Here is a 12601-nt window from a genome sequence, read left to right on the forward strand (position 1 = left end):
ACTGCTCCGCCCCCCGGACGGAACCGACGAATGCGATCGACGGACGACATTCCATGATGGGCCCCCATGGGTAGGGTGCGACGTGATCGATGCCCTGCCGAACTCCACCGAGATCCCGCTTGATGTGCACGACGGTCTCGACGCCGTCGTCGTCAACCCGGGGCTTGACCGAGCCGAGAACCCGGGATCCATCACCGCCGCCCCGGGACGGCGCGAACGGCGTGCCGCTTCATCCGGCACCGTCGGCGGCGATGGTCCCGGGTTCCGCTTTCGCGGCCCCGCGACGACGAGAGCGGATATCGATTCGGCCGGATCCGGCGAACGGACGCTCACCCTCGATCGGGTCGCCCGCCGGGACATTGAGATAAATCAAGATGAGCACGATCGATCGGCGCCCGGTCGCGAGCTGGACGACCGCACGCGGCGGCACCGGGGCGGACTGAGAGCACGATCGCGCCCCGCGGCGTCGCCCTTTTCCATCTTCTAGCGGTCTGTTAAGTCAGACTGGACAGGTATATTTTAATATCGACCATGAAATCAGAAAAAAATTCTTTAAGAACCGTTCGTTCGACATCTCACACGAAGCCATATAATGCGCGCCGATGCCCGGGAACCGCGACGTCTGCATCTTTCTGAGCCCGTATTGTCGATACCGGATAGCGAGACGCAACCGGAAGCCGTGAATTCATCGTTGACTTGCCGCAATGCGCAATGCTATTGAGAATGCGCGAGGACGCGCGCAAACATTTTGTATTTTCATAAATCCATTCCAATTGCCTGGATGACATCGATCCAAATCAAATAATCTATGAATAAATGATAGCCAATAATTAAGTCAAATATCAAAAAATTTCGCCGCGAGTCCAAGAATAATACGGGAGGAAAGATCATGGCTAAATCCTCGAGACGCTTCGTCGGATTTCAGCGCACGCGCTTCCGTCGGGCACCGACGCCCGCCCTCGCGGGTCCCGCCGCCTCGATCGGAGTGCGCGGGATCGAAATCTCGCAATGTATTCAGGATCTCGCCAACAGCGTCACGCTCGTTGCCGACAAGGCGACGATCGCCCGGCTCTATCTCGATGCCGCGACGGTCGCCAAGGCGGGCAACGTGACGGCCGAGCTGGCCTGGAGCCACGAGGGCGGCGCCGAGGCGTATCTGCCGGCCATGAATACGGTCCGGCTCGACCCGGCCAAGGATGGCGGCGTCCAGAACCAGCGTACGGACCTGAGCCAGAGCCTGAACTTCCGATTGCCGCCTCAGGCGATCGGTGCCGGACAATTGCAGCTGCGCCTGTCGCGGGTCTATACGCCGGCGGGCTCCGATCTCCCGGTCGGCGCGCCCGATACCTGCACCGTCAGCTTCACCGCGGCGCCGCCGCTGCGGATCCGGGTGATCGGCCTGCGCTACAAGATCGGCACGAAGACCGTGGCGCCCGATGCCGTGCACTTCAACTATCTTCGGTCCTATCTCGGCCGGGCCTATCCGGTCGCCGCGCTCGAATGGTCGCAGGTCGTGGTCGATGCGGACTTCGCCTCGCCCTTCGACGACAGCACGGTCGACCTCGCCAACGCGCAGATCGCGGCCCTGCGCAGCCGCGAGGTCAGCAACGGCGTCGACCCACGCACGCATTATTTCGGTCTCGTCTCCGACAACGGAGGGGATCACTTCATGCGCGGCAAGGCCTTCGCCATCCCGTCCTCGGCCCAGCCCGACACGGTCGCGAGCGGTCCTTGCGGCACGCCCGGCCCGGGGGGCTTTGCCGGAGATCATGATCTGTCCTACGCGGATTGGTACGGCGCGCATGAACTCGGCCACACCTTCGGCCGTTACCATCCGGGCTTCCCGAAGGACGCTCAGGACGCCAGCGACACCAGCTTTCCCTATGCCGATGGGTTCATCAGCACGCCGGACGGCCGGTTCGTCGGCCTCGATACGGGAGACCAGGCCCTGCCGGCACCGATGCAGGCGCTGCCGGGCAACGTGTACCACGACGTCATGACCTACGCCGACAACCAGTGGCTGTCAGCCTATACGTACCAGGCGATCCTGACCCGCCTGATCGCCGAGGACGCGCTCGTCCCGGCCGTCGCCTGAATGGGAGAGTGGTTCCATGAAACCCGAACTCAAGACCGGCGACTACGTCCACGTCGTCGCGACCGTCGACACCAAGGCGGCACAGGGCAAGATCCTCTACGTCAACCCGGCGACCTCGACCCTCGCCTCCGACGCCGAGCCCGATCCCGGCGTCGTGCTCGTCGTCCGCGACAGCACGGGCAAGACGCTCCACGAGCAGGCGGCCGTGGTGCGGCGCTCCTCGTGCGAGCATGGGCAGCCGAGCGACACGGGCCTGATCCAGGCCGATGTGCCCAAGATCAAGGACATGAGTTCGGTCGCGCTCTTCGTCGGGGACAAGGAAGTCAGCCGCTACGATGCCGGTGCCGCGCCGGCGGCGCCGCGGACGGCGACCCTCGGCCTGGGCCCGCCCGGGAGCCCCGACTCGACACGGCGGCCGCTCTCGGTCAAGGAACTCGACGGCATCGCGGCGACGCCCGGCGTGACCTATTCCGTCGACGTGAAGCCGGATACCGGCGCGCCCTGGACCACCATCGCCATCGGCCGCCCGACGCCGAAGGTGGAGTTCGACCGCAACCAGTTTCCCGGTGCCAGGTCGGCGACGGTGCGGGTCACGCGCACGACCGGCTTCGACGAATCCGTCATCGCGGAGGACAAGCTCGACTTGTAGACATCCGCTCGGAGACCTCCGCGCATGCCGCCTCAGGCGGCACGCCCCTCGCGGCCGGTCCGGCGGGCCCAGTAGGGCGCGTCGGGCCAGCGCCGCTCCGCGTCATGGGCGAGGCCGAGCCGCTGGCGGTAGGCGGCGCGGATCGTCGCGTGGCGGTCGACATAGGCCCGCAGCGTCGCCGCGTCTCCCGCCCCGGGGGCGAGCAAGGCCCGCGCCGCGAGCATCCCCCCGTGCAGGGCCGAGAACAGGCCCTGGCCCGAGATCGGATCGAAGGCGAGGGCGGCGTCGCCGCAGGCGATCCAGCGCTCGCCGCAGAGGCGGCTCGACCAGGCCGATCCGGCTTCGACGGCGCGAAGCCGGTCGGGAAAGGCGACGTCCGCCAGGGCCGGGCCGAGATGGCGCGTCGCCGCGAGGGCCTCGCGCCAGAGACGGGGTGATCGCAGCATCCGCCTCGCATCGGCGGCCTCGACCTGGCACGAGGCGAGCAGGCCGCCCGCGGGCAGGCGCGCCGCGTACCACCAGCCCTCCGGCCGTGCCTCCACCAGCGTCCGCGCGAGGTGGGTCGCGCCCTCGCCCGCTCCGATGCCGAACACCGCGATCTGCGCGTCGTCGCGCCGCCGCCGGGCGCCGAGGCGGCGGGCCAAGGCGGCCGACCGTCCGGTCGCATCGACGAGCCACGCCGCGCCGAGGACCGCGCCGTCATCGGTGCTCACGCGCCAGACCCCGTCCCGGCGCTCGACGGCGCGCAGGCGCGCGGGGTGCAGGACGGCGCCGGCCTCCCGCGCGGCGGCGCGGAGGTCGGCATCGAAGCGGGCGCGATCGAGCAGCCAGCCCGGCCCGTCGGGATCGCGCAGGAAGTCCGTCGCCTCGAGCGCGTCGGAGCCCCAGGCCGAGAGCGTCCCGGCCAGCGGCCGGTGGCCGCCGGCGGGACTCGGAAGCGGCAGGCCGCAGGCGGCGAGCAGGCGGCCCGCGGCTCCCGGCAACGCCTCGCCGATCGTCGGGCCGGATGCGGGACGGTCGAGCAGGAGCACCCGCCAGCCGCCCCGCGCGAGACCGTGCGCCGCGGTCGAGCCGGCCGGCCCCGCCCCGACGACGATCGCGTCCCATTCGCCCTCGTCCAAGGCGCCCTCGTCCAAGGCGACCCCGCCCCCGGTCACGAGCGCGGCCATATCGCCCCGCGGAATGCCTCCCGCTCCTCGGGCTCCCAATCGGCGATCTGGCCGCGGCCGGGCGAGGGCGGCGCGGCCCCGGCCGGCGCGAGCCCGGCCGCCCGGGGAGCGTCGAGGGGCGGATGCCGCTTCGTCTCGACCAGCATGGTGGCGGGGAAATCGGGGTCGTTCGCGATACCGTTCCGCGTCTCGACGATGCCGAGCTTGGCGAAGACCTCGACCATCTCGGTCATGCGCGGGACGGCCTGCCTCGGGAAGCCGCGGAACCAGTCCTGGCGGTTCCGATAGGCGGCGATCCGCTCCTCCCGCGGCCGGGACGCATCCATGACGATGTCGTAATCGGCTTGGGCGAGCACGTGGTTCGGCACGCGCGCGGGCCAGAAGGTCGGCAGGAAGGGGTCGTACTCATCCTCGTAGCCGGACAGGCAAGACACCGTGTCGGCCTGCCAGGGAACCGCCATCCAGCGGGTCAGGCCGCCGGGGCCCTGGGCCTGCAGGGGCCCGTCCGGACCGAGCGCGATCTCGGGCGTCAGCACGTCCCCGTAATCGGGCTCCGGAGCGGAGGCCGGCCGGTGGCGGATGCGGAACGGGGCCTCGTACAGGCTGGCATGGCGCATCGGCCAGGTCAGCTCGCAGCCGGGATGGAAGGCGTCGGCGAGGCAGAAATGCAGGGCGGCCCGGTCGAGCATGGCGGGCTGGGCGGCCAGCGGCACCTGCGCGAGGGTGCGGGGCGGCGCGACGGGCGCGACGTCGCTTTCGAAGTCGCCCGCGACCCAGCGTGTCAGGATCGTGGTCTGGAGCGGGCTGAGGGCGACGTCGTTGCGCGGGGTCTGCCGGCGCGGGAAATCGATCGCGTCGCCGTAGATCCAGGGCCAGAGCCGCGGCTCGTCGGCCTGCGTGTCGCTCGGCCGGAAGGCATTGAGGACCAGCCGGCGCAACTCGCCGTAGACGTCCTGCCCGCCCGGCCGGAGCGGCTTGGCGGCGAGCTTGGCGATGAGGGCGTCGTCGGAGAAGTCCCAAGGGGCGCCCTTGCCGAACAACTCGGCGAAGCCCTTGTTGACCCATTGCAGCCCGGTGAGGCGCCGCAGCAGCGGCAGCACGTCGTCGCGGAAGGACACGGTCGCGGGCTGCGGCAGCAGGCCGGCCTCGATGTAGGTTTCCACCAGCAGGTCGTAGAGGGTCCGCCAGCCGATCACGTCGGGCGCGTAGTTCGGCGGCGCGACCGCGACCCAGGCGCCGGTCGTCGGGACGGCGCGGCCGTCGACATGCACCTCGGCGGTGACCGGACCGTCGGCGATGTCGTCGAACCAGCCGTCGGCATTCGCGAAGCTGCCGCCGTCGCCGGGCGTGAAGATCGGCGCGCCGGAGGGCGAGGCCGAGCGCCCGCGGCCCCCGAGCACGAGCAGGCGGCCGGCCTCGTCGGTGCGCAGCTCGCCGAGGTCGACGGAGGTCGTCCCGAAGGTGCCGGTGTCGAAGGCGTGATCCGCACCGCCCGTCACGTCGATACCGGCGATCGAGCGCGGGCCGGGATCGATCACCAGGGCGCCGCGCTCCGGCACCGGCACCCCGGCATTGCGCCGCGGCGGCCTCAGGCCCGCGGCCTCCGGGATGTCGAGGGCCATGAGGAAGCGGTACCAGGCCGCCTTCGCGTTCGCGAGATGGACCGTCCAGCGGATCTCCGCGTCCTCCGCCGTCAGCTCGCGGACGACCTCGCCGGCCGCATTGTAGCCGTAGACGCGGAACCGCGCCGCCTGGCGCTTCAGGTCGCCGGCCCCGTCGCGGGAGAAGCACGGCGGCTGCGGCTCCGGCTCGACCACCTCGGGCCCGACGAACCAGCCGTCGCGGCTGTCGCCGATCCGGGCAATGCCGATCCCGGGATGGATCGCCGCGCGCACGATCGTCGTGTCTCGGGTCGTCGCGTCTTGCTCTCGCGGCGAACCGGCCGCCGCATCGGGCCGGCCGGCCCCGCCCGCGCCGCCGACGGTGCCGCCGTCCATTCCCGTCTCCGCGCTCGGTTCCATCATCGGACCTCCCGTCCCAAGAGAGCATTGTCGTCGAGCATTGTCGTGGAGCGTTGTCGTTCAGGGTGGCGCATCCTGCATGGAGCCGGGACGGACCTCCCGCCCATGGACGATGGCGAGGACGAGGAGATCGGCGCCGTGCCCGATCAGGAAAGCTTTGGAACCCCTTATGCCGAGCCATGGCGACGAACGGACGACGCGATGTTTGCTTGGCATCGATCACTTCACATCGATCGCGAAAATTCTGCCAGGATCCACTCAAGATCTACTATTGCTCAGCAGTGCGCAACTTCCTGTGAAGATGAACACAATTTCTCATGGTACGCAACAGGGAATGAGCTGTCGCCCCGAAACGACTTCGATCGTCGGGCCTTTCGTAGACGATCCGAGCTTGGACGGGACCGGCGAATCGCCGTGTCTCGGAAGCAGGCGCTCGCGACGCGTCCACGTCGCTCTCATCGGCAATGGTTGTCCGCCCCACATGAATTTCGATATTCAGGAGACGATCAGACAATACGGGCGCATCGATGCCGCGGCGATACTCCCGCATCAGGTCACGACCCCGCGGTGGTCCGAAATCATGAAGGCGGCGCTACGGTAATCGCACAGGTTGGCGAAGGTTTGCGCCAGGGCGAAAAGCGCGCCGGCAGCCACGGCATGCCCCCGCTTCTCGTAGATGCGGGCGAGGAGCGCCAGGCCTGACACCTGCCTCAGCTTCAGGTCGCACATCGTGGCGACCTGAAGGCAGCGGCTCGCCAGCGTCGTGGCGTGACGGGTCTCGCCGATGGCCAGCAGGAAGGTGGCGCGCGCGAAGGCGACCTCGCAGACCAGTCGGGGCATGCCCATCACCTCGGCGTAGTGCTCGATGTCGTCGAGATCTCGCTGGATGCCGTCGGCGCGCAGGGTCGTGGGCAACTGGCTGATGTCGATGCGGGCACGGGCGAGCCGGGCGAGCTGCCGGACATCCTCGTGGCCGCTGCGCTGGGCGTGGGCGATGGACTGGTCGACCGCCGCGTAGGCCTCCGCGGCGCCGGCGGCGCCGGAGGCCCGGTGGAGATCGGCGAGGTGGCGCGAGAAGATCGCCACGCCGCGGGCGTCGCCCCTGTCGCGCAGCGCATCGATCACGGCGCCGTACCGGGCCTTCGCGGTCGAGAAGTCTCCGTTGACGTGCGCGCAGACCCCTGTGTAGCCCTCCGCGATCAGCCGGATCGCCGGGTGCTCGTCGGTGCGCTGGACGATGAGGCCGAGCTGGTGCCGCGCGACCGCGATCCGCCCGCGTTCCAGGTCGACCACCGCCTTGTTGAGCCGCACGCGCGTGCGCAGCGGGCTGCGCTCGGCCTCCGGCTCGATCCGCGCCGCCGCCGCCAGGGCGCGGTCGAACAGCGCATTCGCGTCGTTGAGGCGGCCCTCGATCAGGCTCAGCAGGCCGCACTCGTTGTAGAGCCAGACGATCTCCTCGGCGTAGAACGGCATGGGGTCGGAGCGTCGGGTCTCCTCGCGGTGGTTCTCGCCCGAGTGGACCGGGGGGATGGGGTCGGGCGCAGCGCCGTCGCCCGCCCGGACGGAGGCGGGTTCGCCCGCGCCGGTTGCGCTGCGGGCCGGCGCGTAGCCCGACAGGTCGACCGCTTCCTTGATCAGCCAGCGGATCTGCAGGCGATGCTGTTCCATGTATCCCGATGTCGGGACCGGCGGGCCGGTCCGGTCGGTGAAGTCGTTGAACCGCGACACGACGCCGACGGAGTAGACCGAGCGGATCACCCCGTAGGCAGCCCGGAGCATGCGGGCCGGGAGCGTCCGGGCCGCGCGCGCGGCTCGGTCGCAGCCGCCCGGGGGCAGGCTCGCGGGATCCGGGTCCCGGGCCTCCTCGCGGGCCTTGCGGATCTCGTCTTGGGCCCTGCGGGCCTCCTCCCGGGCGTCGCGGGCCTTCCCTTGCGCGGCGTGGTAGGCGTTGGGCTGGTTGATGGTTGCGACGGCGTTCGGGAAGCCCGTCCAGGTCGAGACGAGCGTCTCGAGATCCGCCACCGCCTCGGCGCGTGGCCGGGGCAGGTCGTTCGGCAGGGTGCCGTAGACCGACAGCGAGTAGGGGTCGACATCCGGGAACTCGACCGAGGGTGCGTGGAGCTGGAGGTAGATCGACCGCTGCACCAGGCGGTGCAGCGCGTAGCGCCAGTCCCCCTCGGTCCCCGCCGGCCCAACCGTCGTCGTCGCCGGATCGGTCCCTGCGATCTCCTCCTGCCCGTCGACGATCACGAACGCGTCCGCGGAATCGACGACGGCCGGTCGCAGCCGGAAGACCAGGCATCGATGCACCAGGAGATCGAGGGCGGCCTTGACCAGGGCGATCTTGTGCCGCGACCATGCATCCGGGCTTGGATCCTTCGGGCTTGAATCCTTCGAGCTTGGATCCTTCGATCCATCCGGTTTGAAGCGCGCGAGCGCCTCCTCGATCTTCGGGGCCGCAGCCAGCACGTCGGCTTCGACCGGGTGATTGCAGACGCCGAGATGCCACAGGAGCAATTGCTGCAGCTCCCAGCCGCCGGGGCCGCGCAGCCGCGCCTCCAGGCGCGCGGCGTAGCCCTCGCTCGGTTCCTCGGCGCCGATGCAGGCCCTCAGGGCCGCCGCGATCCCGCAATGCGCGGGCAGCGGCATCGCCGCATCGTGCCGGCTGCGATAGAATCGCAGCACGTAGCCGATCGTCTGCTCGACACGCGGCTGCGGCGGCGTCCCGAGAAGCTGGCGCGCGGCATCCTGGAACCAGCCGACGATCCGGGCCGGCCGGAACCGGCCGCCGTCGCCATCCTGATCCCAGGCCGCCTCCGTGGCCGCGCAGCAGGCCAGGGACAATGCGAGGCGACTGTGACTGAACAGGTCGAACAGATGCTTGAAATCGCTATCGAGATCATCCTCTAACTTTTTGGCCCCCCTTTTGTTTTCGGCGGAAATTTCTTCTTCTTTGAATTTTGATAGCACGTAATCAGACACATTTGCGGGAGACCAATCATCTCCGGCAACGGCGTACTGCGCCAGGTAAATCATGAGCCGCGGAATGGTGCGCCTCATCTTTTGCGCGTTTTGCGCGGAGGTCGGATCTCCGTTTCTCTGTTCCGCCGTCCAGCTCTCGACACTCTCCATCATGGCCTGATGAACCCGTCGGCGGTCCCTGAAGCCAGGAACCATGATGGGGTTCGAGCGCGGCGGCGCCCGTCCCTCCGCCAGGCATCCGGGGTTCATGGCCAATGCCAGGGCCGTCAGGGGAAAGTAGGCGGCGATGATCAGCGATGCCCGCGCCCGGTGCAGGACGTGGAAGAACGCGGCGGGCCTCTCCGCGAACGCGTCGAACCGGGACGCGACCTTCCGGCGTGCCCGCCCCGACACCGTCGGGCCGCTGTCGATCAGCACCCTGTGCTCCACCACCGTCGCGTCCAGGGTGCGGCGGCCCCGCTCGCTGATCCCGGGGCGGACGAGGTGCTCCAGCGCGATCGGCTCGACGGCGCAGAACGGCCGCGGGTCGTCGTCGTTCTTCTGCCGGAACATCTTCGGGAACCCGCGCCCGCTGCAGACCAGCAGGAGGTCGATCGGCGCACGGGCGGACCGGCGCGACAGGAGAGCCTCCAGCAGGCGGGCGGCCTGGCCGTTCTTCGGCAGGCCGCCCTGGTTGAACAGGACGTGGAAGGCGTTGATGGCCACGAGCACGCGGCCCGAGGCATCGCGGTGGAACTCGTCGTACAGTTCCAGCACCCGGGTCAGGCGGCCGATGCGGTCGCGCGACAGGGAGCAACCCGCCTCGTGGATGCGCGCCGCCACCTCCGGCTTCTCCTCGAAGACGCGCTTGGCGCAGAAGTCGAGCACGTTGCAGAGCCGGTCGAAGGCCGACATGACCTCGGTCGAGAAGCTCAGGTTGATCATCAGCACGGCGTCGTATCGCGGCGCCTCTCCCCGGGGCCAGGATGCCCTCTGGAATTCCGCGAGCCGCCCGGGCGCCCGGAGTGCCTCGAAGAAGTGGCCCTTGCCGACCCCGCGCGTGCCGAGGAAGAGGAAGAGGCGGCGTCCCGCGGCGCGACGGTTCCGGCTCAGGGCCGAAGCCTCGTCGTCCCGGGCCGCCCGCAAGGCGCCGAACAGGGTTTCGAACATCTGCGAGGGACCGCCGGCGAAGAAGCGGTCGCTCTCCGGTGCGGGCTCGCGCCGATAGTCCGGCCGGGAGGCCGGGTGCTGCCGCAGGGCGACCGGGTGCCACTCGTAGAGCGACCACGCATGGCTCGTGCCCGCCGCGGACGGCGTGTAGGGGCCTCCCAGCAGACGCGGCGTCGGCAAGGCGTGCCACGCCTCCTTCCAATCCATCCAGCCGCGATGGAGCGCGTTGAGCTTGGCGCAGAGGCTGAGACTCACCAGCGCATCGGGAATCCCGTCGAGCGCCGCCGCGTAGGCGAGCGCGACGCGATGCAGCGCGTCGCGTGTCCGCGCGTCGTTGGTGGCCGCGTCGATACACCTCGCGGTTTCGCCGGGCAGCGCAGGTGCCAACGACGCGTTGCCGTCACCCGTCACACGCTTCAGGATCTCGCGCAGCGTCGTCCAGGCGGCGATCAGCACGTCCTGCTCGACGCGGGACGAGAGAGCGTCGTCCGCTGCGTGGCCGCAATCCGGGGCGGGCTGGGCGACGCCGTCGATCGCGATCACCCGATGGAACGACACGCCCTCTCCGAACGGGTCGACGAGAAGATCGAACCAGTGATTTATTTCGTCCTTGTTTTTTCCAGCCGCTGCCGATTGCAGGCTCGCGATGAAATTACGATATTGGTCGTCAAAATTTGAGCTCTTATTTATTTCGTCTTTCTTTTTATGTTTGATTTTTAATTTGATATTGATCGATTCATGGTCGATTTTTTCGTGATTTTCCACCTTCTTTCGGAGGATTTCTTGCAGTTTTTTCTCTCGCAACCTCCGTTTGCGGCGTTCTCTTTTCACCTCCAGCCATGCCGCCAAGGTGGTGAAGAACGGCTTGAGGCCGTGCGCCATGGAGATGGTCAGCTGGAGCCAGCGGACCGTGACCGGCTGCTTGCTGGGTGGCCGCTCGATCTCGGCGAAGCCGAAATGCACCGTGTGGGCGCCGTAGCGGCTGTAGATCGCGATGACCTCCTCGATCTGCCGGGCCTTGCTGTTCATCGCCGGCAACAGCGCGACCACCTGGCGATCGGTGCTGCTCGACCGCTCGGAGACGAACTGGCGCAGGGGACGCAGGATGTCGTCCTCGCCCATGCCGTTGCCGACGAACAACAGCGGGTTGGACCCGAAGCCGATGTCGAGGGCGTCCGCCACCACCTCGCCCTCCTTCCCGCGCCGGAGGTAGAGGTCGAGGTAGTCGCGCTCCGTGACGACCAGTTCGTCGCCCTCGGCGGCCCGTCCGTGGAGATGGATCAGGCTGAACGCGTTGGTCGCGTCGTCGACCGTGAAGTTGATCAGGTCGGCGGCCCGTTCCGTCCGGAACACCGTGTCGGCCGCGGTCGCGCCGAACGGATTGGTCGTCTCGTAGAGCGCCGGTTCCTGGCCCGGCGCAGCGGCGCCCTGGTCGCGTTCCCGCGTGAAGCCGCGATGGGCGATCAGCTGCTCGATGTCGAGGTCGAAGTTGGTGGTGATGAACCGGCGGATCCGGAGCTTGTCGGCGATGATCGCCAGCGGATCCCGCTCGGGCGGCACGGATTGCGTCCGCAACTCCGGTTCGCCTTTCTCGGACGCTTCTGCCCTCAGGCCGTCGATCACGGCCCGGGGCTTCGAATCGAAATCGGACTTCAGGCGTGCCAGCGCCGTGACCAGGAAGCGGTAGGTCGGCAGCCTCCCGGTCGCGGGCCGGCCGGCTGCCAACGTCCCGTAGAGACGCGCCGCCGCTTCGGGGAGCCTCAGATCGAACCGATCGTCCCCGCGCCGCAGGCTTTCCGCCCGCCCCTCGTCGCCGTCCCGGCTCACCTGCTCGATCGCGAGGTCGCGGTGCCAGTCCCGGTACGACGATCGCGGCCGCGCGGAGAGGCGGTCGCGCGTCGGCAGCCCGCGATCCGGCTGATCGTCATTCCAGAAGAAGCTCTCGATCGCGGCCTCCCGCGACTCGGCGGTGTCCCGCGACCGGGCCTTTGCGCCCAGGTCGTCCATCAGCTTCTCGATGAGGAGCGTCGCATGCCCGGTATCGTCGAAGAGCAGCTGCTTGACCTTCCGGCGGAACTTCTCGCGGCCCGCCGCCCCATCCTTGGCGATCTCGAGCTGCTCGCAGAACTGGAACGCGGCCGGATAGCGCCCGCTCTGCAGGTCGCTGCTGGCCGAGCGCTGCAGGATGTCGAGTTCCCGCAGGATCGTGCGCAGGCGCCCGGCCGCCTCCGTCTCGCCTGCCGTCCCGTTCGTGTCCCGTTCGGCCAGGCCGTGCTCGACCAGCGACCGGACCAGACCGCTCCAGCTCAGCCGACCGTAGCTCATCGAGACGCCCGAGCCGACGAAGGCCACCACCCTGCCGATGTTCAAGGCCCGGAACAGGATCATCTCGCCGTGCCGCGCGATCAGCTCGTGGTCCAGCGTCGATTGCAGGTAGTGGGGAACGTAAGGCCAGCGATCCAGCGCGTGCCAGGCGGAATCGTTCCTCGTCTTGCCCACCATCATGGCGCTCCATCGGCGACGACCGGCCGGACGA

General features: G+C 69.0%; 6 protein-coding genes. 3 read left to right on the forward strand and 3 right to left on the reverse strand.

All coding sequences use genetic code 11. The annotated features are described in order from the left end of the window. Positions 1 to 82: 82 nt before the first annotated feature. The 3 genes from AC3AOF_RS33250 (at position 83) to AC3AOF_RS33260 (ending at position 2744) form a co-directional block, all read left to right on the forward strand. Positions 83 to 487, forward strand: coding sequence for a hypothetical protein (locus AC3AOF_RS33250; protein WP_488349265.1), 405 nt, complete (start codon positions 83 to 85; stop codon positions 485 to 487). A 498-nt stretch (positions 488 to 985) separates the two neighbouring features. Next, positions 986 to 2095, forward strand: a complete 1110-nt coding sequence (locus AC3AOF_RS33255) for a hypothetical protein (RefSeq protein ID WP_488349266.1) — start codon at positions 986 to 988, stop codon at positions 2093 to 2095. A gap of 16 nt (positions 2096 to 2111) precedes the next feature. Next, positions 2112 to 2744: a hypothetical protein gene (locus tag AC3AOF_RS33260; protein WP_488349267.1), complete on the forward strand. Its 633-nt coding sequence runs from the start codon at positions 2112 to 2114 to the stop codon at positions 2742 to 2744. 32 nt (positions 2745 to 2776) lie between these two features. Here AC3AOF_RS33260 and AC3AOF_RS33265 read toward each other — a convergent pair whose 3' ends face one another. The 3 genes from AC3AOF_RS33265 to AC3AOF_RS33275 form a co-directional block, all read right to left on the reverse strand. Then, positions 2777 to 3913 (reverse strand): NAD(P)/FAD-dependent oxidoreductase, encoded by a 1137-nt coding sequence (locus tag AC3AOF_RS33265; protein ID WP_488349268.1) that lies wholly within the window; start codon positions 3911 to 3913, stop codon positions 2777 to 2779. Next, positions 3898 to 5937, reverse strand: coding sequence for a LodA/GoxA family CTQ-dependent oxidase (locus AC3AOF_RS33270; RefSeq protein ID WP_488349269.1), 2040 nt, complete (start codon positions 5935 to 5937; stop codon positions 3898 to 3900). The genes AC3AOF_RS33265 and AC3AOF_RS33270 overlap by 16 nt, the downstream gene beginning before the upstream one ends. A 546-nt stretch (positions 5938 to 6483) precedes the next feature. Continuing rightward, positions 6484 to 12570, reverse strand: coding sequence for an SIR2 family protein (locus AC3AOF_RS33275; RefSeq protein ID WP_488349270.1), 6087 nt, complete (start codon positions 12568 to 12570; stop codon positions 6484 to 6486). Between the last annotated feature and the right edge of the window lie 31 nt (positions 12571 to 12601).

The organism is Methylobacterium sp. 142-1Y (assembly GCF_057747795.1).

Coding starts and splice junctions, on each gene's coding strand:
- AC3AOF_RS33260 (WP_488349267.1), top strand. CDS start 2,112: ATGAAACCCGAACTCAAGACCGGCGACTACGTCCACGTCGTCGCGACC.
- AC3AOF_RS33265 (WP_488349268.1), bottom strand. CDS start 3,913: ATGGCCGCGCTCGTGACCGGGGGCGGGGTCGCCTTGGACGAGGGCGCC.
- AC3AOF_RS33270 (WP_488349269.1), bottom strand. CDS start 5,937: ATGATGGAACCGAGCGCGGAGACGGGAATGGACGGCGGCACCGTCGGC.
- AC3AOF_RS33275 (WP_488349270.1), bottom strand. CDS start 12,570: ATGATGGTGGGCAAGACGAGGAACGATTCCGCCTGGCACGCGCTGGAT.